Annotated in this window: 23 protein-coding genes; 12 read left to right on the top strand and 11 right to left on the bottom strand. The window is 43.2% G+C overall.

The features are described from left to right. The first annotated feature begins 15 nt into the window (after window positions 1-15). From H8B17_RS12025 to H8B17_RS12010, 4 genes are all read left to right on the top strand, one after another. A complete protein-coding gene (locus tag H8B17_RS12025; RefSeq protein ID WP_190309394.1) occupies window positions 16-216 on the top strand; it encodes a YwbE family protein in 201 nt (66 codons plus the stop codon). Between the two features lie 246 nt (window positions 217-462). Then, the gene (carA, locus tag H8B17_RS12020; protein WP_190309393.1) at window positions 463-1,563 is read left to right on the top strand and encodes a glutamine-hydrolyzing carbamoyl-phosphate synthase small subunit; all 1,101 of its coding nucleotides are present in this window, start codon (window positions 463-465) and stop codon (window positions 1,561-1,563) included. A 142-nt stretch (window positions 1,564-1,705) separates the two neighbouring features. Next, a complete protein-coding gene (eno, locus tag H8B17_RS12015) occupies window positions 1,706-3,001 on the top strand; it encodes a phosphopyruvate hydratase (RefSeq protein ID WP_190309392.1) in 1,296 nt (431 codons plus the stop codon). A 250-nt stretch (window positions 3,002-3,251) separates the two neighbouring features. Further along, the gene (locus tag H8B17_RS12010) at window positions 3,252-3,551 is read left to right on the top strand and encodes an FtsB family cell division protein (protein WP_190309391.1); all 300 of its coding nucleotides are present in this window, start codon (window positions 3,252-3,254) and stop codon (window positions 3,549-3,551) included. 41 nt (window positions 3,552-3,592) lie between these two features. On the opposite strand, the gene H8B17_RS12005 is transcribed toward H8B17_RS12010, so the two are convergent. The 4 genes from H8B17_RS12005 to H8B17_RS11990 all read right to left on the bottom strand — a co-directional run bounded on the left by H8B17_RS12005 (window position 3,593) and on the right by H8B17_RS11990 (window position 6,970). Further along, entirely contained in the window at window positions 3,593-4,411 is an 819-nt protein-coding gene (locus H8B17_RS12005) for an AMP nucleosidase (protein ID WP_190309390.1), read from the bottom strand. Between the two features lie 74 nt (window positions 4,412-4,485). Further along, on the bottom strand, window positions 4,486-5,736 hold the full coding sequence (gene clpX / locus H8B17_RS12000) for an ATP-dependent Clp protease ATP-binding subunit ClpX (RefSeq protein WP_190309389.1): 1,251 nt from the start codon (window positions 5,734-5,736) through the stop codon (window positions 4,486-4,488). 10 nt (window positions 5,737-5,746) lie between these two features. After that, on the bottom strand, window positions 5,747-6,445 hold the full coding sequence (gene clpP / locus H8B17_RS11995) for an ATP-dependent Clp endopeptidase proteolytic subunit ClpP (protein ID WP_190309388.1): 699 nt from the start codon (window positions 6,443-6,445) through the stop codon (window positions 5,747-5,749). 57 nt (window positions 6,446-6,502) lie between these two features. Continuing rightward, entirely contained in the window at window positions 6,503-6,970 is a 468-nt protein-coding gene (locus H8B17_RS11990) for a type I restriction enzyme HsdR N-terminal domain-containing protein (protein ID WP_190309387.1), read from the bottom strand. Window positions 6,971-7,009: 39 nt separating this feature from the next. Here H8B17_RS11990 and holA point away from each other — a divergent pair, with 39 nt between their 5' ends. Next, on the top strand, window positions 7,010-8,020 hold the full coding sequence (holA, locus tag H8B17_RS11985) for a DNA polymerase III subunit delta (protein ID WP_190309386.1): 1,011 nt from the start codon (window positions 7,010-7,012) through the stop codon (window positions 8,018-8,020). Here holA and H8B17_RS11980 read toward each other — a convergent pair. From H8B17_RS11980 to H8B17_RS11970, 3 genes are all read right to left on the bottom strand, one after another. Then, window positions 8,004-9,266 (bottom strand): AI-2E family transporter, encoded by a 1,263-nt coding sequence (locus H8B17_RS11980; RefSeq protein WP_190309385.1) that lies wholly within the window; start codon window positions 9,264-9,266, stop codon window positions 8,004-8,006. The two genes, holA and H8B17_RS11980, sit on opposite strands and share 17 nt — an antisense overlap. 31 nt (window positions 9,267-9,297) lie before the next feature. Then, the gene (locus H8B17_RS11975; RefSeq protein WP_190309384.1) at window positions 9,298-10,482 is read right to left on the bottom strand and encodes an MFS transporter; all 1,185 of its coding nucleotides are present in this window, start codon (window positions 10,480-10,482) and stop codon (window positions 9,298-9,300) included. A 77-nt stretch (window positions 10,483-10,559) separates the two neighbouring features. Beyond that, complete coding sequence (locus H8B17_RS11970) at window positions 10,560-11,315, bottom strand: TrmH family RNA methyltransferase (RefSeq protein ID WP_190309383.1); 756 nt, start codon at window positions 11,313-11,315, stop codon at window positions 10,560-10,562. Between the two features lie 6 nt (window positions 11,316-11,321). On the opposite strand from H8B17_RS11970, the gene tamL reads away from it, so the two are divergent. Continuing rightward, window positions 11,322-13,673 (top strand): translocation and assembly module lipoprotein TamL, encoded by a 2,352-nt coding sequence (gene tamL / locus H8B17_RS11965; protein WP_190309382.1) that lies wholly within the window; start codon window positions 11,322-11,324, stop codon window positions 13,671-13,673. Here the strand turns inward: tamL and H8B17_RS11960 are convergent. Continuing rightward, window positions 13,670-14,185 (bottom strand): hypothetical protein, encoded by a 516-nt coding sequence (locus H8B17_RS11960; protein WP_190309381.1) that lies wholly within the window; start codon window positions 14,183-14,185, stop codon window positions 13,670-13,672. The genes tamL and H8B17_RS11960 overlap by 4 nt on opposite strands. Before the next feature lie 211 nt (window positions 14,186-14,396). Here H8B17_RS11960 and H8B17_RS11955 point away from each other — a divergent pair, with 211 nt between their 5' ends. Next, the gene (locus H8B17_RS11955) at window positions 14,397-14,657 is read left to right on the top strand and encodes a hypothetical protein (RefSeq protein ID WP_190309380.1); all 261 of its coding nucleotides are present in this window, start codon (window positions 14,397-14,399) and stop codon (window positions 14,655-14,657) included. Between the two features lie 65 nt (window positions 14,658-14,722). On the opposite strand, the gene H8B17_RS11950 is transcribed toward H8B17_RS11955, so the two are convergent. From H8B17_RS11950 to H8B17_RS11940, 3 genes are read right to left on the bottom strand one after another with little or no spacing between them, the layout of a single operon-like run. Continuing rightward, a complete protein-coding gene (locus H8B17_RS11950) occupies window positions 14,723-15,139 on the bottom strand; it encodes a hypothetical protein (RefSeq protein WP_190309379.1) in 417 nt (138 codons plus the stop codon). Between the two features lie 51 nt (window positions 15,140-15,190). After that, complete coding sequence (locus tag H8B17_RS11945; RefSeq protein WP_223816507.1) at window positions 15,191-16,852, bottom strand: M28 family metallopeptidase; 1,662 nt, start codon at window positions 16,850-16,852, stop codon at window positions 15,191-15,193. 40 nt (window positions 16,853-16,892) lie between these two features. Further along, window positions 16,893-17,525 carry a SprT-like domain-containing protein gene (locus H8B17_RS11940; protein WP_190309378.1) on the bottom strand — a complete coding sequence of 211 codons (633 nt, stop codon included), beginning with the start codon at window positions 17,523-17,525 and terminating at the stop codon, window positions 16,893-16,895. Between the two features lie 257 nt (window positions 17,526-17,782). Here H8B17_RS11940 and H8B17_RS11935 point away from each other — a divergent pair, with 257 nt between their 5' ends. The 5 genes from H8B17_RS11935 to H8B17_RS11915 all read left to right on the top strand — a co-directional run bounded on the left by H8B17_RS11935 (window position 17,783) and on the right by H8B17_RS11915 (window position 26,338). Then, the gene (locus H8B17_RS11935) at window positions 17,783-18,373 is read left to right on the top strand and encodes an RNA polymerase sigma factor (protein ID WP_190309377.1); all 591 of its coding nucleotides are present in this window, start codon (window positions 17,783-17,785) and stop codon (window positions 18,371-18,373) included. Window positions 18,374-18,492: 119 nt separating this feature from the next. Further along, entirely contained in the window at window positions 18,493-19,632 is a 1,140-nt protein-coding gene (locus H8B17_RS11930; protein ID WP_190309376.1) for a FecR domain-containing protein, read from the top strand. 172 nt (window positions 19,633-19,804) lie between these two features. Continuing rightward, window positions 19,805-21,214, top strand: a complete 1,410-nt coding sequence (locus tag H8B17_RS11925; RefSeq protein ID WP_190309375.1) for a glycoside hydrolase family 16 protein — start codon at window positions 19,805-19,807, stop codon at window positions 21,212-21,214. 378 nt (window positions 21,215-21,592) lie between these two features. Continuing rightward, entirely contained in the window at window positions 21,593-24,859 is a 3,267-nt protein-coding gene (locus H8B17_RS11920; protein WP_190309374.1) for a TonB-dependent receptor, read from the top strand. Between the two features lie 18 nt (window positions 24,860-24,877). Beyond that, window positions 24,878-26,338 (top strand): RagB/SusD family nutrient uptake outer membrane protein, encoded by a 1,461-nt coding sequence (locus H8B17_RS11915; protein WP_190309373.1) that lies wholly within the window; start codon window positions 24,878-24,880, stop codon window positions 26,336-26,338. Window positions 26,339-26,345: the final 7 nt, after the last annotated feature.

Below are 26,345 nucleotides of genomic sequence, written 5' to 3'. Positions count from 1 at the left end.
CAAACGTTGTAAATTATGGATGGAAAAACGAGAGCAGATATAAAACCCGGTATGTTGGTGAATATTGTGTTGAAAAAAGACCAACGTACGGGCAAATTGACCGAGGGGGTGGTGAAGGATTTACTTACTTCAGCACCTTTTCACCACCGCGGTATTAAGGTACGATTGGACGATGGCCAGATTGGCCGTGTACAGGAAATTTTGGAAGCGTTATAAATCAGGGATTATCCATACATTTGTCATTTATAATTTATAACTCATCACTTGTGAAAGAACGTTTTATTTCTTACCTTTGTCTCCCGTGAAAAATGAAGTAACATGTCTCGTCGCGATATCGCACAGTTTCAATGTTTACATTGATTCACCACATATTTGATTTATTTTTAGCCCGTTTGGGCTTTTTTTATGTCCATAGTTATAGCTGCAGAAAAAGATTACAAATATATAATAGAGCAATAAAGAATGACCAACTACAGTAAACTACCAGCCATTTTGGTGCTTGAAGACGGAACGGTTTATCACGGTAAGGCAGCCGGAAAAATCGGCACAACGACAGGCGAAATCTGTTTTAATACAGGCACGACCGGTTACCAAGAGGTCTTTACAGATCCGTCTTACTATGGACAGATTATGGTAACAACCAATGCGCATATTGGTAATTACGGAATTGACGAGGATGATACAGAGTCTGAAAAAATTCAGATTGCCGGCTTGGTCTGTAAAAATTATAATATCAATTACAGTCGTCAGATGGCGGATAAGTCTATTCAGACGTATTTTGAAGAAGAGAATTTAGTGGGGATCTCGGATATCGATACGCGTTCATTGGTGCGTCATATACGTCATAAAGGTGCGATGAATGCTATTATATCGTCAGAAACGCTGGATATAGCGGAGTTAAAGGCGAAGTTAGAACAAGTGCCATCTATGGAGGGCTTAGAGTTATCTTCCGTCGTATCTACCAAAGAACCTTATTATTACGGAGAAGAAAATGCGCCTACCCGCATAGCCGTACTGGATTTAGGAATCAAGAAGAATATTTTACGCAACTTTGACGCACGTCAGGTATATGCGAAGGTATTTCCGGCGAAGACCACGTTTAAAGAGATGGAAGAATGGAATCCCGATGGATACTTTATATCCAACGGGCCCGGTGATCCGGCAGCCATAGACTATGCGCTGCAAACTATTAAAGAAATTGTCGCGGCAGATAAACCGATGTTCGGCATATGCTTAGGACATCAGATGCTCGCCTTGGCACATGGAATTCGTACGGAAAAAATGCATAATGGACATCGCGGTATAAATCACCCGGTCAAAAATATTATCGCCAATCGATGTGAAATTACTTCACAAAATCACGGTTTTGGTGTCGTAGCGGAGGATATCGAAAAATCGGATCAAGTCGAAGTGACGCATATTAATTTGAATGATAATTCGGTTGAGGGAATCCGTTTAAAAGGAAAGAAAGCCTTCTCTGTACAGTATCACCCCGAGTCGTCACCAGGACCGCATGATTCGCGCTATTTGTTCGACGACTTTATTGCTATGGTGAAAGCATAGATAATATCCTAATGATTTCGTAATTTTAGGCATTCATAATATAAAGCATTTTTGCTAAAGTTGATTATGCTAATTATAAATAGTATCTTAGTGTGCATTGCACACTAAGATTAGAAAAGAAACTAATATAAGACGATAGAAAATGAGTTTAATAATTGATGTTCATGCGCGTCAGATTCTGGATTCGCGCGGAAACCCGACAGTTGAAGTAGATGTAACTACACAAAATGGTTTTGTTGGTCGTGCAGCGGTACCTTCTGGTGCTTCTACAGGCGTACACGAGGCGGTTGAACTACGCGATGGTGACAAAACAAGATATCTGGGTAAAGGGGTGTTAAAGGCGGTAGAAAATGTAAATACGAAAATAGCCGACGCACTGAAAGGCGTTGATGTGTTCGAGCAGAATACGATTGACAAGATCATGATCGACTTAGATGGTTTGGAGAACAAAGGGAGTTTGGGGGCCAATGCTATACTCGGTGTGTCGTTGGCCGTCGCTAAAGCTGCTGCACAAGAGTCTCACCAGCCATTATATCGTTATATTGGAGGTGTAAATGCGAATACATTACCTATTCCGATGATGAACATCGTAAATGGTGGCTCACACTCCGATGCGCCGATTGCTTTTCAGGAATTTATGGTCATGCCTGTTGGTGCACCGTCGTTCTCCGAAGCGCTACGTTGGGGAACAGAAGTTTTTCACAGTTTAAAGAAAATCTTACACGACCGTAATCTATCTACTGCCGTGGGCGATGAAGGTGGTTTCGCTCCAACATTTGACGGCACCGAAGATGCTATTGAAACGATTTTGAAAGCAATAGAAACTGCTGGATATAAGCCAGGATCAGATATCTGTTTGGCGTTAGACTGTGCTGCTTCAGAATTCTATGTAGACGGTAAATACGATTACACTAAATTTGAAGGTGCAAACGGTGCTGTTCGGACATCAGACGAACAAGCAGCGTATCTAGCAGAATTAACGCAAAAATACCCGATCATCTCTATTGAAGACGGTATGCAGGAAGACGATTGGGCAGGCTGGAAATTGTTAACCGAAAAAATCGGAGACCGCGTACAATTGGTAGGTGACGATTTATTTGTAACGAATACCAAACGTTTGCAACAGGGTATCGACAACCACACTGCAAACTCTATTTTGGTTAAGGTAAATCAAATCGGTTCATTAACAGAGACGATCAATGCCGTTTCGTTGGCGCAGAACTCTGATTATACCTCTGTTATGTCTCACCGTTCAGGGGAAACAGAAGACGCTACAATTGCTGATTTAGCCGTTGCGTTGAACTGTGGCCAAATCAAAACAGGTTCAGCCTCCCGTTCTGATCGTATGGCGAAATACAACCAGTTGTTGCGCATTGAAGAAGAATTAGGTGATAACGCACGTTTTATCAGTAAAAACTTCAAATACGCAATTAAGTAAGGCATTTTGAGAATTTAATAAGAAAAAAGGAGGCATAATGCTTCCTTTTTATTTATAAGGATACGGGTTAAAAATTTGTACGATCCTTCCTTAACAACTAATTGTCGTATCCGGATGTTTGACGATTGTACAAGTTCATCCTTCGTACTATCTCTTATGTCAAATATCCACAGCGATGATTTTTTGTCCTTTTTTTAAAAAAAGGACAAAAAAAGTTATCTTTATCGTAGAATTTTAACTTTACCTCTTTATGGAACGGTTTCTAGTATTGATTCAGAATAAATACCTCATTGCGGGCGTCGCATTTTTCATTTGGATGTGTTTTTTTGACCGATACGATCTTAGTACGCAGTTTGCCTACCAACAGGAAAAAAATAAATTAGAACGTGAGCGGGTGTTTTATGAATCTGAAATTACCAGAATAGAGAAAGCCATAAAAGATGTGCAGTATAATCCGAGCGAGATTCAACGCATCGCTAGGGAGCGTTACAAAATGAAAAAAGATAACGAAGACATCTACGTTATCCAAGAGATCGAGCCTACGAAATAGAGAGACCTCCAAATCTATACGCGATAACCTAAAGCTGTTAACTAAAATTTCAGGTGTTTAACGGTTAAACCGTTATTGATAAGTTGCTTTAATGCATCAATACCTATTTTTAAATGAGTTTCCACGTATTTCTCCGTTACCGTGAGATCGCTTTCTGCGGTTTTTACACCATCTGGTACCATCGGTTGATCAGAGACTAAAAGGAGGGCTCCAGTTGGAATTTTATTGGCAAAACCCACACTAAATATGGTTGCTGTTTCCATATCGACGGCCATAGCCCTTATACTCTTTAAGTATTTTTTAAATACCTTGTCGTGTTCCCACACCCGTCGATTGGTTGTATAAACGGTACCTGTCCAATAGTCCAGTGAATAGTCACGAATTGTTGTAGAAATGGCCTTTTGTAGCGCAAATGCAGGGAGCGAGGGAACTTCCGGCGGAAAATAATCGTTTGAGGTACCTTCGCCCCTTACGGCAGCGATAGGCAATATAAGTTCTCCAACAGGAATTTTCTTTTTTAACCCGCCGGTTTTACCCAGAAACAGTACGGCTTTTGGAGCAATCGCCGCCAAAAGATCCATCACGGTAGCCGCCATCGGACTTCCCATCCCAAAGTTGATCATTGTTATGCCGCCAGCTGTACAGGCTTGCATAGCTTTATCTTCGCCATAGATAGGTGCTTGGCCGTGCATGTCCGAAAACATTTTGACATATTTCGAAAAGTTCGTCAATAATACGTACGGCTCAAATTCCTCCAGCGGACATCCGGTATAACGCGGTAACCAGTTCGTAACAATATCGTCTTTCGATTTCAACCCTGGCGTAACAGGTGTTTCGACCGTTCTCTTCTTCTTTGTCATAAATACTTCGCGATTCGTAAAACAATGACTTCAAAATACAAAAATCCCCCAACATTGTTGAGGGATTTGTTTTTTTACGCTACATGCAATTTTTTTATATCGGATTTTTCAAATTTCTGCTTCGCATAGTCGAGCGTGATATGTAGTACTTTAGCACTATCAACTTCCTTACTTGTCGGTAACTCAAACATGGCGTCGAGCATGATTGCCTCGCAAATGCTACGTAATCCCCGTGCACCTAATTTGAATTCCCACGCTTTCTCTACGATGAAATCATAGACATCCTTATCGAAGATCAGTTCAATGTCCTCGTATTGAAATAACTTAACGTATTGCTTGATTAAGGAGTTTTTAGGCTCTGTTAAGATACTTAATAAGGTCTCTTTGTCTAACGGATTTAAATAAGTCAATACCGGTAAACGACCAATTAACTCTGGAATAAGCCCGAAGTTCTTTAAATCTAGCGGCGTGATATATTTATAGAGGTTGTTAAGATCTATGTCTTGTTCATCCTCTTTCATTTTATAACCTACTGTTTGTGTTCGCAAACGATTAGCTATCTTTTTCTGAATACCATCAAACGCTCCGCCACACAAAAAAAGAATATTGCTGGTGTTAACGGAAATCATTTTCTGATCGGGGTGTTTACGACCACCTTGTGGAGGAACATTCACATTCGTCCCCTCGAGAATTTTCAATAAAGCCTGCTGAACGCCCTCACCAGATACGTCGCGGGTAATAGAGGGGTTGTCGCTCTTACGGGCAATTTTGTCAATTTCATCGATATAGATAATGCCCCTTTCAGCCGCCGCAACATCGTAGTCCGCAGCTTGCAATAAACGGGTTAAAATACTTTCTACATCTTCTCCAACATAGCCTGCTTCTGTCAAAACAGTCGCATCAACGATACAAAAAGGGACATTCAATATCTTGGCAACTGTTTTTGCCAATAAGGTTTTTCCTGTTCCGGTTTCTCCTACGATGATGAGGTTTGATTTTTCGATTTCGATCTCATCCTTATCTACCTTTTGATTAAGACGTTTGTAATGATTGTATACGGCAACAGAAATTACTTTTTTAGCATCATCTTGACCAATTACGTATTGATCCAGGTGTTGTTTTATCTCTGTCGGACGCACCAATTTCAAGGTTGTCTGCAAAGATTTGCTTTTTCTTTGTTTCAGCTCTTCGGCTAAAATTTCACCGGCCTGTGTTACACAGCGATCACAAATATGAGCCCCGTCACCCGCAATAAGCATCTGTGCATCATTTTTACTGATACCACAGAACGAGCAACGGACATCTCTATTATTAACCTTACTCATTGACTAATTGTTATTTAACTTCTTTTTTGGGCAATAATACCTCATCAATCATACCAAACTCTTTCGCTTCGACAGCTTTCATCCAATAGTCGCGATCGGATGACTTCTCTACCCATTCATAGGACTGGCCAGAGTGTTCGGAAATGATGGTATACAGTTCTTCTTTTAATTTTAACATTTCGCGTAAGTTGATTTCCATATCAGACGCAACACCCTGTGCTCCGCCAGAAGGCTGGTGGATCATTACGCGCGCATGTTTTAGCGCAGCACGCTTACCTTTTGCACCTGCGACCAATAATACAGCTCCCATGGAAGCTGCCATCCCGGTACAGATGGTCGCTACGTCAGGCGCAATATATTGCATGGTGTCGTAAATACCCAATCCGGCGTATACACTGCCGCCGGGTGAGTTAATATAGATCTGGATATCGCGTTGCGCATCGGTAGACTGTAAAAATAATAATTGTGCTTGTACGATATTCGCTACTTGGTCGTTAATCGCGTCGCCTAGAAAAATAATGCGGTCCATCATCAAACGTGAAAACACATCCATCTGTGCCACATTTAACTGACGCTCCTCGATAATGTAAGGGGTGAGGTTTGTCGGCATGTTTTGTTGTACGCGGGAAATAAAACCATCTACATGTTGACTTCCGATACGATGATGCTTGATCGCATATTTTCTAAATTCGTTTTTATCTATATTCATGTTGTTCTGTTTTTCTATTTTCCAAAGACTAATATAAAATTATAATTTTAATATGTGTTACAAATTTAGAACCGAATTGTAATTTGGCAGTTCGGGTAGAAACTCAAACCTATTTTCTTCGAAATATATGCGACAGTAATAGTGTTCAAGACCATTGCTAACGATGAGGAAAGGTATTCTGTGGACGCTGTTGTAGTTGGCAATCTGCTGAAATACCTTTTCGGTAATTTTGACAGTAGGTGACTTAAACTCTGCCAAAAGTATTTTTTCTCCGCAGTTGTTAAAGACCAATAGGTCACTACGCTTCTGCAAGGTGTTCAGTTTTAGCCCTCCTTCTATGTGCATCAGCGACTTCGGGTAGCCCTTATGTTTATGGAGGTAGTTCACCCAATGCTGCCTTACCCATTCCTCCGGTGTGAGTACTAAATCTTTTTTCCGGAGTTCGTCAAAAATAAAGAACTTATTAAGTTTTTGCGTTATCTTAGAAGAATAGGGAGGCAAATTCAAAGGGATCGGCTCAAACATACACAAAAGTAAAAAATTAAAATCGTATTTTCGCAAGGTATGAATGCAAGTACCGTCTTCGCCGACATCAAAAAAAGAAAATTCAGCCCAGTGTATCTTCTTCATGGAGAAGAATCCTATTATATTGATTTGATAAGTGACGCATTGGAAGAACAGGTATTGGATGATGCGCAAAAAGGTTTTGACCAATCCATATGGTATGGAAAGGATACCAGCCTAGTGAATGTCGTGAACGCAGCAAAGCGTTATCCGATGATGAGCGACCATCAATTGATCCTTATCAAGGAAGCACAGGATCTGAAATGGAAAACAGAAGAAGACTTATTACTGAAATATCTAGAGCATCTAACGCCGACAACGATCTTGGTGTTTGCATATAAGCATAACAAATTCGATAAGCGCAAGAAAATTTACAAGGCTTTTGAAAAATCGGGAGTAGTCCTCGAGTCACCTAAACTTTATGAGAATAAGGTGGGGGAATGGATTATGGAGCAGTTTCGAGTTGCTCAGCGTCAAATTCATCCACAAGCTGCGGCCATGATGGCGGACTATCTGGGGACAGATTTGTCAAAAATCGCCAATGAAATCAATAAACTGATTTTAAATGTTCCCAAAGAGCAAGAGATTCAACCGCTGCATATCGAACAAAATATCGGTATCAGCAAGGATTTTAATGTGTTCGAACTGCAATCTGCTTTGGCCAAAAGAAACGTGGTGAAAGCCATGCAAATTGTAGACTATTTCGCATCGAATCCCAAATCGAATCCATTGCCCGTTGTTATTGGCAATTTAGGGAATTATTTTACGAAGATTTTAAAATATCATTATCTACCGGACAAATCACCTCAAGTCGCGTCAAAGCAACTTGGCGTACATGCTTTTTTCCTAAAAGAGTATGAAATGGCTGCACGAAATTTCAATCGGAAAAAAACATTTGAAGTCATCCATCATTTGAGTACATATGATTTAAAAACCAAGGGACTGGACGTTGGACCATTTACCGAAAATGGAGAAATTATCCGTGAGCTCGTATTTAAGATTTTGAATTAGCTGCACTATCTTCATCGTCTTTCGGTGATTCTTCCGATTCGTGAATCTCCTTGTACTTCATGGTGATAGTCTCTGGAACAGCTTCGGTGTCTACGTCTACCTCGACCTCCACTTTTTTGGAGTTCTTGGGCTTTCTGACAACACCCCACTTCATGAGTAACACCTGTGTGGCATTTCGTTTGAGATGCTCTTTTTCCGGTTCACCGATAAGGAAGCCGAAGGCCTCCATAGACGGAATGGCATCAAACAGCACTTTGATGGTTGCCGTTAACGGTAAGGCCAGAATCAAACCGGAAAGTCCGAACAGCATACCGCCCAATAGAATGGCGATAATGGCCATGAGTGGGTTAATGCTAACTTTGCTGCCGACGATATTGGGTGTAATAATATTCCCTTCCATGAACTGTACCACTTGAAACCAAGCAATGACGCCTATCGCATACCAGGCGCTATCTTTGACGGCTAGCGCAAATAAGGCGGGTAAAATAGAGCCGATGGCAATCCCAATATAAGGAAGGAGCATGAGTAAAGAGGCCAGTGTACCAAAAAACCAAGCGTAATCGATGCCCAAAGCCATCAGCCCGACAGTATTCAGCACGGCAACAATACCCATTACTGTGATCAAACCTAACAGGTAACTTTGTACGACATCATATATCTTGTTCAATGTTTTATCAACTTTTGTGTGCGGAACACTTTTGAAGGCTCTAAAAAAGAATTCTCGAAAGAAATCACGGTAATAGAGTAAGAAAAAGCTAAACAGCGGTACCAACACGACACCCGCAACCATATTACCGATCGATCCAAACGTAGCGGTAACGACACTGCCGGCGTTGGACGCCATTTTATTCCCTTGGTCTCGAAGTTGATTCATGATCTCGCTGCGCTCAATACCGAAACTTTCCTCTACCCAAGCTTGTGCCCGCTCCAATACCGATACCACTTTTGCTGTAATAGATGACGCATCTTTGCCGATAATAATACTTTGATGCACAATAAACCAGCCAATGGCCCAAATAATCGCAATGGCAATAATAACCGAGAGTACGGCGGCAAAAGCTCGTCCAAAACGAAGGCGTTCGAAGAACCGTGCCAAAGGAAATAACGAAATGGAAATTAGAATAGAAAACAGCAACGGTACGAGAAGGCTTTGCGTGAAGTACATGAACGCCAGTAAAAATGCCGTGGCAATCAGGCTCGATGCTAAATCAAGCGAGTAAGGGTATTTTTTAGAATTATTATCCATGTTAAGGCCTCTTAGTTGTAAGTTAAAACGTTTAGTGGCTCCTTTTGTTTTTTATATCCCATTGGAGCACGTAAAAAAAAGCTAAAAATATGATGACGCTATTGAGCATAAATATAAAAGGAATTTTGCTAATCTCATCGCGATAAATATATCCGGCTAAAAGTGCGCCTCCGCCGATGCCTATTTCTAAAGCGATATACATGGTTGCCATTGCTTTTCCTCTATGCTGTGGCAAACTAAGGTCTATCGTCCAAGCGTTAACGGCGGGGGAGAGGATTCCGCTCCCTACACCGTATACGATAGCACCCCCAATTAGGCCTTCTATCGAGTCGTTTAATCCTAAGAGCAACAAGGAAATAGAGATGATGACAATCCCGACATACATCACGCGTATCCGTCCATAGCGGTCTGATACTTTTCCGGAGATAAAACGGATGCTGATGGAAGCTAACGTGTACGCGGTGAAAAATAAACCTTTATTACCAATACCTAGATGATCGCTCCAATCGGGAATCAACGTGAGGATAACACCGTAACCGGAATAGGACAGTAAGGTAACAATGCCCGCTGGAATGGCACGCCATTCGATGATTTCACCTCTATTAATCCGAAGCATACTCCAGGAAAACGTGTGTTTGTCGGCTAGCGTTTCTCCCATGCGTATGACGATGAGAATGGATAGCAATGCGAATGCCGATGAACAATAGAACATAAAATCAATGCCGTAATCTTTGGCAATGTAGCTCCCTATAGCCGGTCCGACGGCGCTGCCCACTGCAAAAGCAAGACCGTGCATACCCAAGGCTTCACCCCAGCGACTTTGTGGAATGATGTCGGCAATATAAGCCGCGGTTGCCGTTGGTTTGAAACCTGTGGAAAAGCCGTGGATAAGTCTGAGAAAGAAAAATCCAGCTATAGAAGTTAAAATAGGATAAAGAAAACCACAAATAAAACAGACAACGGAGCCAATGATCATGACGGGGACGCGTCCCCAGCGGTCTGTAAGTTTACCGCTGAAAGGGCGGGATATGCCGGCTGTCAATGTGAAAAGGGCGATAATCAACCCCTTGTGTTCGGCTCCCCCCATCTGACTAAGATGATTCGGCAACTCCGGAATTATCATATTGAAACTCGCGCAAAACAGTAGCGAGCTCAGACATAGTAAAATAAACGGTAAAGTGTATATCGACTTGGTCTTGTCTACAGGATTATCCATTTTTCATTCGAATAATGATCTATGCGTGTTAAATCTCAATTGTATGGCTGCGTTCACTATATTCGGTTTAAAATAAACTATGATGGTTCTAATTTCTGTCTTGCAATCTCTGAACAGAAAATCGTAGTAGCGACAGCTACATTGAGCGATTCTGCACTTCCTATGCGGGGGATGGTAATCGCGTGATCTACTTGCTCAATGATTTCTTGGCGGATGCCGTTTCCTTCATTACCCAAGATGATTAGCCCGGCATTTCCGAATGCTGTCTTGTATATGGATTTGCCTTCAAGCAGTGCGGCAAAAGTAGGTATTTCAGCTTGTTTTATGAAATCGGCCAATGCTGTATAATACACTTTAACGCGTGCCAACGAACCCATTGTTGCTTGGACAACTTTCGGATTGAAGGCATCCACGGTACCGATGGAACAAATAATGTGGTTTATGCCAAACCATTCCGCTGTTCGAATAATGGTTCCTAAATTTCCCGGATCCTGTATATCGTCCAAAAGCAAATTGTGTTGTTGCCTTAAAAGAGCCCAATCAAAGCTTTCAACCGTTGGAAGATGAACAAGTGCCAATACCCCCTGAGGATTGGTCAAACCAGATATTTTTTGAATTTCCGCTGCACTAACCGTTATACATTTTATTTTTTGCGGTAAATTGCCCATTTTTGTTCGAGCTTCCGACGTGGTGTATAAGCTGTGAATTTGGTAATCAGAAGATAGAAACTCGAGCACTGACTTCACTCCTTCGACGATAAAAAGTCCATGCTGTTTGCGAAACTTTTTATGTTGCAATGACGTAATTAAACTAATTTGCGCTTTTGATAACATTGCTTAATGATTAAGAAGTACAGTTTTTTTGTTTCTGCAAGTATAATGCTTTTGTTGCTATTTTTTGCATCCTGTCGTTCGGCAAGATACTTAGAGGAGGGGCAGGCATTAGTGACGGATGTGGATATTACGGGCATATCGCCGGAAATAAAAGAAAACGCAACCGCTTATATATCGAATGAGATTAAACCGAATTCAAGATTAAATCTAACGATATATAATTTATTCAACACGCGGAAAGGGCGATATAAAGTAGAAAATAGACGGAACGTGGGCGAACCGCCTCATGTATTGGATTCTTCGCTCGTGGAGCTATCGGCGCAGCAGATTAACCGATACCTGCAGACGAAGGGGTATTTTAATGCACTTGTGACGCCACAAGTTGAAGTGAAAAAAAAGAAAGCTCATATAGATTTCCAGGTCGCATTGGGACAACCGTTTCGGTTTGGCAATATCCACTACCATGCCGACGATCCGACAATCGAGGCCATCTACGCGCAAGAAGTAAGGTCGAAATCGCCAGCTAAGACAGGAAAACAGTTTGACAGTGCAGATTTGTTGGGTGAGCGGGAGAAACTTTATGAAAAACTGAAAGAAAGAGGATACTACGATTACCTTAGACAATATATGCGGGTCGGAATTGATACCAATGCCGTTGCCAAACAAGCTAACCTCCGCGTGGAAATAGAAAATCCCACGGATAGTACAACCCACACTATTTATCAAATTGACAGTGTTTTTGTAAAGGTCATATTGCCTTATGGACAGATCAGCACGCGAGACCCTTATTTGGCTGTAGATACCAGCCTCGATATGAGCTATAACGACGAAACCGGCCGTTTTCGGCTGAAACCCTTGTCCCGGTATATGTATTTACGGCCGGGTATGCGCTATGACCTCAAAAAAGAAAATCAATCGTATGACCGTCTTTACGAAATGAATGGTTTTAGGAATGTAAAGATCAATCATCAAAAAGTAGGGGATGGCCGTTTGAATACCTATTACGAATTGACCCCCCGACCGGTTATGGCAAACCAAGTGGAAGGCGAATTTACGTTTAGTTCGGGTATGAGTGGTTTCAATGTGGGGAATACTTTTTCGCATCGAAACGTATTTGGTGGCGCAGAACAACTGGAAGTCAAGATGCGCTATGGGGTGCTGTTTGACCCTCGGTTAGCGGGAAGCTTGGCGAATAAAATCTTTAACAATGATTTTCAAGTGGGGGTTAACCTTATTATCCCACGTCTGATGACACCTTTCGAAAATTCCAGTACGGGAACTTACGGGTTACCACGAACGACATTTTCTAGTACCCTGCAATTTTTTCAGCAAGATCAAACCTATTCCAATAGATATTTTACCAACTCCTTAAATTATATATGGTATACGAGCCCGCGTTCACAGCATAGTTTAACCCCTGTTTCCGTCGAATATCGGGTTGGACGATTAGATCAAGCATTTCAGCAGCAATTAGAAGACGAAGGCTATCTATTATACATCAGAAGTAATAATCGGGAATATTTTGGTTTAAATGCACAATATAACTATACATTCAATGCCGCAAAACTGCTAACGAAGGAGAATTTCGGTTACTTCCGTATCGGATTGGAAAGCAGCGGAAATTTATTGGGTGTGTTAAGCGAAGTATTAAAGTTAAACATGTCGGCGGAAGGTGAGCGCCTGTTGTTTGGTGTACCCTACTTACAATTTGCCAAAACGGAAATTGACTACCGGTGGTATCGTCATTTAGGCGGCAATAAACAATTTGTGTTGCGATTCAACGGTGGGGTTGCTGTTCCATACGGAAACAATTCCCGGTTGTTGATATTCGAAAAAAGCTTCTTTGGTGGGGGAATGAATGGCATACGGGCTTGGCAGGCACGTACGTTGGGTCCCGGTAACTACAATCGGGCGGATTTACCGGAACGTTTACGCCTAAATTTGCGCAATCTGGACCAGTTGGGTGAACTTAAGCTAGAGGCGAATGCAGAGTTCAGATTTAGGATGTTGAATAATTTTTTGGGAGCGAAGTTGAACGGGGCGACCTTTCTGGATGCCGGAAACATCTGGTTACTTCGGGATAATGAAATTACAACCAATGGGACATTTAAAACGAATGAATTTCTTTCCCAGATTGCATTAGGTACAGGATTCGGTTTGCGGTTGGATATGGATTATTTTATTATTCGTTTAGATGCAGGGCTAAAATTAAAAGATCCACAATTTGCGAAAGGCGAGCAGTGGGTCATAAAAGAATTTTTTAATAGTCGCGAATTCAAAGACCATTTTTATGAAACCCACCGCCCGGACCGCTATAATTTTATCCAATATAATTTTAGTGTGGGGCTACCTTTTTAGATTAAATTTTTCAATGCATCCAATATGCTTTCTGCGATATTGGAAAAATCGAGTCCTTTGGAAAAATGGAAATAGGCATAAACAAGTGCTAGGATAATGAAGACCACGAGAAACCGTCTAAACAGGTAAGCTATTAACAATATAGCTAACGGAATGAGTAACAAAAGCAACCCATTGATTTGAAAAGGCTTCAGCTCGCTGTCTTTCTTATGGATATAATATAGTTTGCTTACTGTCTTTTGTTGGTTTTTGTGTTTGAAGAAAACAAATGTCGACGATTCCACCGGCTGTTGCACAACAGCGACCCCATCGTGAAACTGCAGGTTCTGTTGAAAGCCATTGAGGTTAAATACAAAGGTGCCGTTGATACGCTCTAACGGTTGCTCCGCACTGTCAAGCGCGATAATAGCCAGCTTGTTGTTTTGAGTGAGGTTTTCCTTGACGATAAAATTATCGATACGTTGTGGTTGCGCCTGTGCTGATGCAAGGAACAAATAAACGAAAATCAGCATGCTAGTAATTTGTTTCACGTTCGATAAATCTCCGTTGCAATAATAAGAAACCATCATGATTTATGCAAACCACGCATCGGAAGGATAAATCTTATATTACACACCATTAAATTGGATGTAAAAAGAATGACGTATAATTTTTTGCTATTAGCATTCGTGAATGCAAAGCATTTTATTTAAGTTTGTCAAAATAAAAAAGATATAGATTGCTATGGAAAATACTGTGTCTCAAAGACCCGCAAAAAAGACAGATAATAATGCCAACCGCACGGAATATTATGTACAGTTAACGGTTGCGATTGTCGTTGGTTTGGTAGGTGTATTCATCCGGTTTGTTCCTGATGTTTTGCCTTCTCTAAATCAGATGACCTTTATGTTTTCCTTGATAGCGAACATATTAATGATTGTAGCATCGATCATCGCATTTAAAGTGGTATTCGATATTTTAGGATTTGGGAAGAACAAAAACTAAACAATCTTTTTCTGTCATTCATTTAAAAAAACAAAAACCCGGACATTTCGTCCGGGTTTTTTGTTTTACGCTAAGATCGACCAGGTACTCCAGGGGATACGAGATAAGATCAGAATTAAACCAATAATGTAGAATAGGAGTACCGTTTTATTTGCTTTTTGCGCATCGACTTGACGTTTTGCTTTCGAATAACCGGCTGTAATCAAGATAATAGCAATAAGCATCATCAACGGGTGCTCCAAAAAGTAAAGGCGGGATAAGCTGTTTTTCATGTTTTCGCCAGAAAATGCTTGGATACCCAATGGCGACACAAAATAAATGACCAAACCCACGACGAATTGCAAATGAGCTGAAATAAGACCCAATAACGCAATTTTGCGGTTGTACTGTTTTTTCCCCAAATAATTTGCCAAAGTAATCACAATGGCAACGACCAATGCCAGCAATAATATAATAGCCAGCGTCGAATGTAGATGTTTCATTCCTGTTAACATGTTTGTTTGTATTTAATTGTTCTCTCTTTGTATATAACGCTATAATCCCAGACGTTTATCACCCAGTCCCTTAAATTCTGATTTCGCTTTAAAGTTGGGAAAAGTGCTTTCCATACTCATCGTGTAACCGATGTCAAAAAATAGCCGTATATCTTCTATTATTCCTGCAAAATCCCAGTTTTCATCGACTTCATCTGTTACGGTATGATATCGGCCTGCAAGCGCTTCTTCTCTATGTTCAATATCCGCCGTGTCGGTTGACAGCAATTCGTTTCCGGCACCCATGAAAAGTCCGGGAATACCTACTTTCACAAAATTAAAATGGTCGGAACGATAGAAACCTCCCGAAGTCGGATCGCTTTCACCTTTCATCACCCGGCCGAATTTGGCAGCCGATTTCTCTACATAGTCTTCTATGTCCGTTTGCCCAATGCCTACTACCGAAACATCACGCGTAGCCCCTAAAGCACTGAAAGCGTCCATATTCAGGTTCGCAACCGTTTTGTTTAATGGATAGATAGGGTGTTGGGTATAATAGGCCGATCCAAGTAAGCCCTCTTCTTCCGCTGTTACAGCCAGAAAGACAATCGAACGTTCTGGTTTTACTTGTGCTGTCTGGAATGCTTTTGCAATCTCGAATAATGCTGCTACGCCGGCAGCATTGTCGATCGCGCCATTATAAATGGCGTCTCCATCTACAGGTTCGCCTACACCTAAGTGATCCCAATGTGCGGTATAAATAACGGTTTCGTCGGGTCTCTTGGACCCTTCCAGTTTTGCAATCACATTATTGGAAGTCGATTTTCTAAACGTATTATGGATGCCGACAGACGTTGTCACCTGTAATGGTATAGCTTTAAACCCCGGTTTTTTCGCGTCCTCTATCACGTCTTGGGATACGCCAGCTAGTTGGAAAAGTTTTTTGGCGGTTTCATTGGATACCCATCCTTCAAACTCAGCAAACGAAGCGCCGTCGTCTTCCGCTATTAATTCGAGTTGTGGTCCAGACCATCCTGATCGTACGACGTTCCAACCGTAGCTCGCCGCTTCTGTTTCATGGATTAACAGAATACCCGTCGCACCCTGTCGGGCAGCTTCCTCATACTTATACTTCCATCGGCCGTAATAGGTCATCGTGTCCGCCTTAAATAGGCTTTTGTCATATCTGCCTGGGTCGCTCACCATGGCTACGACCGTTTTGCCTTTGACATCTAGCCCTTCGTAATCGTTCCAATCAAACTCTGGAGCAACGATGCCAAATCCTACGAAAACTAACTCCGATTCCGTTACATCGATATCATCTTGTAGCCGCCGGCTCCCAATAACATAGTCATCAAGATGATTGGCTGATACAGTGCCCGATTTGCCTTTAAATGTTAATACCTTATTCTTTGGTTCGGAGGTGATTTCTACCAAAGGTACCTCTTGAAAATAGGATTCACCATTGCCCGGTTTTAATCCTAAATCTTTAAATTGCTGCTCAATATATTGTACAGTCAGTGTATCTCCTTTGGTAAATGGTTTTCGACCAAGGAACTCATCTGAGGAGAGTTTTATGACGTGCGTTTTGTAGGTGTCTTCTGTGATGGCAGATAGGGCTGCGGAATCAAGCCCATCTGTGTTGTGGCTGTCTTGCGTACGCTCTTGACAGGAGAATAATAAGCCCGCCAGAGCCGGAATCAATAGTAAATTTTTCATCATTATATATATTGAAAGATTATGCGCGTTTAAAAATACGAGATTATTTTTTAATACCCGCGGCTTCCTCGATTAAAATGACCTCGGCAATGGGATGGATGAGGTAAGTACGATCCGTACTTAGCTCTAAACACTTGTATCGTTTTCGGAGTTTTTCCCCTTTTTGAAAGATGCGTCCGTTCTCTAGCGCGAAGATACTGTTTGTCGGAAGGGATTCCACGAGACGCTGTTTAGTCAGCTGGTTGTCGTGCATTCTCAATGTACGGTACAAATGTACATCTGTACAGCTGGACGCAGCGGGGTTCTCCATATATTGGCCGATTGCTTGCCGGATGTCTGCCGGGAAAATATCCAACTGGAGAAAGGGAGCCATAAGTTGTTTGTAGTGGTTCTTCCATTCGATACCATGTGGTTTCACTTGGTGCTTGTGTTGTTGCCAGGTTTGTAAATGTGCAAACTCGTGTATGGTAGTGATGAGAAAAGCATAGGGGTTGAGGTCGTGATTGACCGATATCTTATGGGGAGCTCCACGAAATGGTGCGGTATAGTCGCCTAATTTTGTTCTGCGGCTTCGCGAAATTCTGAATTGACATCCGGTGTCGTTAATCCATGCGGAAATAATCGGAGCAGCAGCCTCCGGCATATATTGACTAAGTTGTTTAGAGAAATCTGGCATGTTTTACAAACATATTGATTTTTTTCTGAATGTTATTTTCCTCTTTCTCATTTTACAAGCTCACCGAAATCATTATCTTTGATAGCACATCTAGTCCTGCTGTTTTCATATAACTTTTTTAACTCAACATAAAGATAAGCAATGGGTGACTTGGGAGCGGTAAAGCCGCTTAATTTTTATCCGTTTGTGTGTAATTGAGTGATTTAATGTACATTTGTTTCACACAGATCAATTGTGACTTATGATAAGGTAGATTTATGGTAACCAAAAATAAAAATACGCATCATATCCGGATTTTAGGTACAGAAGAGGAATCATCTTTTTCTACTATTTACGATGCGTATTGGGAACGCCTATTTCGGTATGTCATCCGTATTTTGCCGGATGAAAATGACGTCGCCGATATCGTCCAAGAAACGTTTATAGCTTTTTGGGAGATGCGCGGTAAATTGGAAAATATCAAATGCATAAAATCTTACTTGTTTGTTATTGCGAGAAATTTGGCTTTTAAGCGCTTTCGCGAGCAAGTGAAACATGGTGATATTGAACGTCGACTCGTTGATCATTATGGGGAAGCCGATGAAAGTATGTTGGCGAAAATAGATACTCAAGAGTTGTCGGACATCATTGATGCCGAGGTTGATAAACTTCCCGAGCGGATGCGTGAGGTATTTGTGCTAAGCCGTAAAGAGCATCTGTCTTATAAGGAGATCGCCGAACGGCTGAAGATTTCGGATCAGACAGTAAAAAAACAAATCAATAAATCGTTGAAACACCTACGCCTTAGACTCGATGAGGATTACATTTCATATCTCATCTTGACACTAACCATTAACTATTTCAATTAATTTTCTTTCTGATTATCAGTTGTTTGCTGAATAATTTATTCGAGACGTACCCCTTTGGCCACGTTGTTATACTCTTTCAATAAAGGGACCATTATAAACTGGGACTATTATAAACTGACATGCAGCGAGAAGAATTTCGAAAATTATTGCATCGGTATGCCGATGGTACCTGTTCCAAGGCGGAAAAGCGCTTTCTGGAAGAAATGGTTCTTCGTGACCCCGTTATTGACAATTGGTCGTGGGAAAACGAGGAGGAGAGAGTATTGATGGGGATTCGGATTAGGCAAGCGATTGATAAACGACGTCATGTAGGCAAACCTTCCCGGTATAAAAGGTTATGGTATGGAGGTGTTGCGGCTTCTCTACTGGCAGTTTTTGGAGTGATGTGGTTTCTCGGAGGAAAGAAAGACGCTCAGGAAAAATTGTTCGTAATTTCAGAAACAGCTTCTTATCCATCCGATGGTATCCGGTTAACATTGGCCGACGGTTCGGTAGTTGGGGTAGATAGCTTAGAACGCGGACTGGTGCGTCATACTGGCCGTGTCGATATCCGGAAACTGGACGGCGGTGAACTGGTTTACAAGAAGTCGTCGAATGCTGAGTCAGGAAGTACGTCCGAGACCCCAGCGCAAAACACGCTCCATGTGCCCAATGGAAAACAATTCAAGGTGGTCTTACCAGATGGAACAAAAGTATGGATGAATACAGCAACAACGCTCACCTATCCTGTCGCATTTACGGGGCGTGAACGTAAGGTCGTATTAAACGGGGAAGCTTATTTTGAAGTAATGACCGACCGGTCGAGACCGTTTAAGGTGATGACGCAAGGACGGGAAATCACGGTGACGGGTACACATTTCACGGTCTCTGCATATGCTTCAGATAATGAGGTACGCACCGCATTATTGGAAGGTGGTGTAGATGTGTACCATTTGGGTAAGACGCTTTCCTTAACTCCGGGTTTTGAGGCTATTTCCTCGACAGATGGAAAGTTAGTGAAGAAACAGAGCAACTTGGAGCAGGCGATGGCTTGGAAAAACGGTTACTTTCTGTTTGACGACATGGATGTAATTTCGGTCATGCGTAGCGTGGCGAGGTGGTATGATGTACGGATCGTTATCGACGCGAATCTTCCCAAAAAGCGCTTCGGAGGAAGTTTCCCAATCACAGCGGGGATCGATGAACTGTTGGCCGACTTGGAATTAGTCGGCAAGGTTAAATTTGAACGTAACGGAAAGGAGGTTAGGATGATCTGGTAATCTGAATCTTTACGCAGATTAGCAAAAAAATCGAAAGTGCGGCTAACGCTTTCGGTCGGAGTGGTAAGGGTGCCACAAAAAGCTAATCCAATGGTTTGTTGGTATGTGCCAACGCACAATGATAAAATTTAACAGAATAATCATTTTATAAGAACTGTAATATATTATTGCTATGAAAAAAAGTAGACGTAATATCGGATTGGTCATCATAGCGTTGGTGATCAGCTCAATCGTAAGTTGTAGCGAGTATATTGTAAATCCAGATTCGGAGATTCCGTTGGAGGATATACCTGCAATAGCAGATCGACGCTTGTCAATCAATGGTATTGATCTTGATCCAATGACCACGTTGGAAGAACCAATTGGTATCCCTCCTGGTGCGACCAAAGCTCACGTCCGGCTGACGCTAGCCGGTGCGATTATGAGCACTGCTTATGTACAGGTTAATACGAGTACCGGTGGGGCAAAGGGCTTCAACGTCAATCGAGACATATCTACTCCTTTCAAATATCAATATTGGCGTCCCGGTGACGATGCTGATCTTTGGATTACGGTTGACATTATAAATCCGAGGCATACCCCTGGCGATCAATTTAAGATAACTTTTCCTGGTGAAGGAACTGCCGGTCCTGTTGCTTGTTTTTTCCAGATTCAGGAAGGCGCAGTCAACGAACTTCCGGCTGAAATGCCCTTCCACCGTGATCCTCTTGTGTTGCACGCCGACGGAGTGACTCCATCTATGGATTTGGATATGGCCGCTATTGAATGGTCGGATAGCGGATTTGATGCCGACGGCAACCCCGTATGGCGCTCTAGGCTATCTCATGGCTATTCGCAGGCTGGTAACGGTGAGACTGGCCTGTACACAAACGTAGAGGCATTTCCGGACGATGCGGTGAATCCTCACACACGAGAGGTGGATAGCGAAGGAAGACCATTTGTACGGCTGCATACGGTAAAGTTTGAGGAGCCTGTTGTCTTTAGTGAAAGGGTATTTCCATTTCAGGCATCTGTATTACAGGGGAATAACCTTACGGATTGGAAGCATCGACGGGGTGTTTATCGCGCTCAAATACAAACGCCTAGTCGTAAAGGAGCTTGGTCTGCTTTCTGGGCAGTAGGGAGCAAGCTTAGCACGGGCGCTAGCCAGTGGCCGCCGGAGATCGATTTCTTTGAGAGCTTCAATGGAGCTTACGGCGCAGCCTACACACCGCGTTCGACAAGTTCTGCACAACATATCGGTGTGCATGGCTCTAACGTACGGGATATGGTAAATGGTCTGAAAAGTGAATTGGACCGTGTCCCCGGTTTCGAACTGGACATCGATCTGAATGCTGAGCCCCACGATTACGCCTGCATTATTGAGGATGACTGGATTACGCATTTCGTTGATGGTAAAGAAACCCTGCAGCATAGAAATATGCTTGATAGGGTCGATGGCGGCACGGATTGGGCTTTCTACCCCATCATAAACGTGGCTGTGAAAATAGATGCTGCAAATCCTTATAACGAAGGAACTCCGGATCTACTATGGTATGGACTACAGTATTATGCTCCCGGTTCCGGATGGTACGTAGAGTAATAGGAGGTCTAATTTAATGCGATCCGACGGAAGTCGGAATAATGAAAACGGAATACAAATGAGGTATAGAAATATGGAGACTTGAATAGATCCCCAATCCTGGATTCCCTGTGAGGGCCTAAAGCCCCAAAAAGCCGGAAGTGCGGCTAACACTTCCGGCCGGTGCGGTCACTGATGCCGCAGACAGGCTAATCCAATGATCAATTGTCAATGATATATTGTCAATTGATAGTGAAATTTAACAGAATAATCATTTAACCTGTATGACAAATGTATGCAATTTGTATTGCAATAACATGCGGAGTTTGCAAAATTTGCAAAACGCATAGAACTTATAAACCCGCGACATATTATCGCGACATTGTTAAGCTTTTGATTATGACCAAAATCATACTCGCTATCGTATTGATTACCGCTGTCCGCGCCGGAGCTGAGGTGTACGCCCAGAAAGCCAGTATTACGGCTAAGCAAATTCCATTGAAAACGGTTTTTGCTGAATTGCGCAAGCAGACAGGCCATCATTTTCTTTACCTGACAGATGATTTGAAGGACACCCGTCCGGTGAACCTGAGTTTTAATCAAGCTCCGTTAGTTGAGGTCTTGGAGTACTGTTTTACCGACCAGCCACTTACCTACCAAATCCGCGGGAAACGGGTACTGGTATCGAGGAAGGAAGCTAGCTTGTTGCCGGTTTCCGACGAAACCCAGTCGCAGGAAATGATATCGGGTAAGGTCGTGGATGATCAAGGTAGGCCCTTGATAGGTGTATCGGTAACCGTGAAGGGTACATCTATCGCTGTTACCACAGACGAACGAGGAGAGTACGCTATTGCTGTTCCAGTCCAAGGGACTTTGGTGTTCAGTATGCTGGGGTATAAACTTCAGGAGCATCACAGTTTTAATGAAATAACCCGTCGTCTCGACGTGACGATGCAAGCGACCGTGAGCAATTTGGACGAAGTGGTTGTCGTGGGATATGGTACCATTCGCAAGTCCGACCTCACGGGATCGGTAGCGCAAATCAAATCAGAAGACTTGCAGGCCGTACCGGTTTATAACATGGAGCAAGCATTAAAAGGACGTGCCGCAGGTGTGCAGGTAACACAGAACTCGGGACAACCGGGCGGACGAATAGAAGTTCGTGTCAGGGGAGGAAATTCGATGATTGGCGACAATCAACCCTTGTACGTTGTGGATGGATTCCCACTGACCGGCGACTTGAATTTCCTCAATCCGGCGGATCTCGAATCCATCGATATTTTGAAAGATGCTTCCGCCACTGCGATCTATGGGGCTCGCGGGGCCAATGGTGTAGTGATCATCACTTCAAAAAAAGGAAAAAAAGGAACGCCTAGCCGTGTCGAGCTGAACAGTTTCTACGGTTTACAGGAGGCCACCAAAAAATATGACCTCTTGAACGCCCGCGACTATTCCATCATCGCCAACGAGTGGTTGAGAAATGGGGGGCAGGAACCCTATTTCGATCTGGATGAAGTGCAGGATCCGGGAACCGATTGGCAGGATGCCGTGTTGCGCACGGCGCACATCCAAGACCATACCCTCACGTTTTCAGGCGCATCGGAAAAGACGCAATACTCCCTATCCGGAAACTATTACGATCAAGAAGGTATTTTGATCAATACCGGGGTGAAACGAGGTTCGGTGCGGTTAAATCTTGGGCACGATGTGAAAGACTGGTTGCGGTTGAATGTGAATCTAAACCTTTCCAGAAGGCAACAGTTGGCTGTGCCGGTAAACAATGGCTTTCGGGGCGGTGGATCGATATTATCTGCGGCTGCATCAGCACCGCCGACATTGTCTATATATGACGAGGGCGGGCTTCCTACCCAGATCGAACGGGTTTATAGCTTTGGCTCTTCGGATATGCAAAACCCCATGATTTTTGCACAGGACCAGACAAAGTCACTCGGCAATACCGGTCTCGGCAACGCAAGTCTGGATGTAAAACTTAGCGAAAATCTAACATTCAGAACGCTTCTTGGTTTGGAATACGCCTACACGTTAGATGATCAGTTCCGCCCCATTATTTTCGAGGTAGACCGGGGCTATGCTCGCCAGCAAACCTATTACCGGAATTCGTTTCTGAATGAAAATACCCTGACGTATTCCAAAGCCTTTAATGATATACATCAGCTAACGTTATTGGGCGGATTTACCTATCAAACGGACTACCATCGGAATTTTATGGTCTCTGGAACAGGGCTGCCGGGCAATACCACCCGAAATTTTGACCTTTCGGCCATGGAAACGGTTAATCCGCCAACTTCGGGCGTCTCCGAGTGGGCCTTGGCTTCCTATTTGGGTAGAGTCAATTATACATTGGCAGATAAGTACCTGTTTACGGCAAGTATTCGAGCCGATGGTTCCTCCCGCTTCGGAGCGAACAATAAGTGGGCGATGTTTCCCTCTGGTGCCTTTGCCTGGCGACTATCCGAAGAGCCTTTTATGCGGGATATCAGTTTCATCAATGATTTGAAAGTCCGCGCAAGCTATGGTGTAACGGGCAACACCGCTTTGGATCCATACCAGTCGCTCGACCGGATGGGGATAATGCGTACCGTCTATGGGAATAATGAAGTAGTGATCGGGTACAGCCCTTCAGGGATTTCAAATCAGGATTTGAAATGGGAAACCACCAAGCAGACCGATATCGGATTCGACTTCACGATTTGGGATAATCGGTTGACTGTAACCGCGGATTATTACTGGAAGTACACGACCGATCTGCTCGCATCCGTACCCTTGCCGCCTTCCGTAGGTTTTGGTTCCATTTTCCAAAATGTTGGCGAAATCAGTAACCAAGGGGTAGAAGTTGGCGTCAACGCCGATCTGTTGACAGGCGAATGGAAATGGAATCTCGGGGCGATGTTGTCGTCTAATCGGAATGAAGTGGTTACCTTGGCTGGGGGCAGCGACATTTACAGTGCTGGTTTAGCTGCTGTGTGGTCCAGTACGAACATCGCACGTGAAGGTGAACCGCTAGGAAGCCTTTTTGGTTACTTAGAGGACGGATTGAACGAGAACGGGTATATCAAGTATAAGGATGTCAACGGGGATGGTGTAGTGAATGCGCAGGATCGTGTAATCCTTGGTAACCCCACGCCGGATCTGATCTATAGTTTGAACTCCACCGTGTCCTACAAAGGGGTGAACCTTACTGTTTTTCTCGAAGGGGTACAGGGTAATCAGATATTCAACGCGACAAACGGGACGCATTTGAATTCCTTTCAACGCGGAAGTAATCAATTTCAGGATCTGATGGGCAACTATTGGACGGTGGAGAATCCGGATCCGAATGCCAAGTATCCAAGAATCAGTTCGGCGTCTAATTTTGATATTTCGGATCGGTTTATAGAAAACGGTAGTTACCTCCGGTTGAAGTCCGTTAACTTAGGGTATGATTTACCCGTATCGAACTGGGGCATGGCGTGGTGTACTGCATTGCGGATCTACGTGTCGGGGACAAACCTGCTTACTTTTACAAAGTATACAGGCTTAGATCCGGAGGTCAATACCCGAGGCGAGGACTCGCAGAATATTGAAAATCGGTTGCGGATGGGGCATGATCAAAGCAGCTACCCAAACGCGAAAAACTATGTATTAGGATTTAGGTTAACGTTCTAATTGAAAAAATTAAAATAGATGAAAAAGATAAATTTATCAGTGATTGTAGGGATCGGGGTGTTGTTGACCGCCTGCCAAGACATGCTGAATGAGGTGCCGATGGATTTCGTGTCGCGGAACAACTATTACCGCAATGAAGCAGATGCGCAAGGCGCATTGAATGGTGCATATAGTGCTGTAGGGAAAGAGTTTTATGGTATCGATAATTTCATCTTATCGGAACTCCATAGCGATCTGGTACTGGGCCGTGGATCACAAGCTCCCATTTCAAATATGGATCAATTGCTGGACCAGCAGAATATCGGGCGTACAGCAAACCATTGGTTCAGGCTATACCAAAGCATCAATCGTGCTAACGCGGTTTTAGCTAATGTGCCATCGATTACCGACATCAGTGAGACTGCACGTACCCGAATTTTAGCAGAAGCCCATTTTCTTCGCGCACTCGCCTATTTCGAGCTAGTAAGGGGGTGGGGGGCTGTTCCGATCAAAACATCAGAAAGCACAGATTTATCGGGTTTGGAATCACCAAGAATGCCGGAAAATGAAGTGTACGATCTGATCATTGCCGACGCGGAGGCTGCAGAAATAGGTCTGCTTCCAAACGTCGGTCAGGAGACTGGCCAGGCCTCACAATCGGCGGCAAAGATGTTGTTGGCACACGTATACCTGACTATTGGTGACTGGGAGGCTGCGGCAGTCAAAGCAGAGGACGTCATTACGAATGGACAGTATACGTTAGTATCTGTGCAGAAACCGGATGATTTCTACCATATTTTTGCAGCGAACACGAGTTCGGAGGACATTATGTCCGTGCATCATTCGGATATTTCACAATCAGAAATCACCAACTTTTTGCACATGGGAAATAATTTGCCGTACAACTACAGTAGTACGGGTTATTTTGCTTGGATACCTAATATGAATTCCATGATCGGCGAGGAGTGGGATGACGACGACTTACGCAAACCCTTCAACTTGTATACGGAAATCCAAAATACAAGTGGTGATTGGGTGCCCCTTCCTGCAACGACTCCTGTACTATTTAAAAAATTCATTACGGATAACAGTGGACTCCGAACCTACAGCGTGCCGATTTATCGCTATGCCGAAGCGTTGCTGTTCTATGCCGAGGCCAGCTGCCGCGCTGATGGCGGCCCTTCCACATTGGCATTGGAACGGTTGAATATGATTAAACGTAGAGCTTACGGATACAATTCCAACGTGGTTTCGCCGGTGGATTATCCGTCCGGTATGGGTGAGGAAGCTTTCATTGACGCAATCATGCGGGAGCGGGCGTATGAATTCTTGATCGAGCGCCGCCGTTGGTGGGATTTGAAACGCACAGGGGAAGCTAAAGAAGCATTTGCTGCAATTGGCAAAACGTTGATTGACGAGCGGATGCTCTATCCCATCCCGGAAAATGAAATTAACAATAATCCGGCGATCGGTCAAGAAAACCAAAATCCCGGCTATTAAATATTGC

This window comes from Sphingobacterium arenae (assembly GCF_014692505.1).
Lineage (GTDB): Bacteria > Bacteroidota > Bacteroidia > Sphingobacteriales > Sphingobacteriaceae > Sphingobacterium > Sphingobacterium arenae.
The sequence above is the reverse complement of the archived record's forward strand: the minus strand, read 5'-3'. Positions and strand labels throughout refer to the sequence as shown.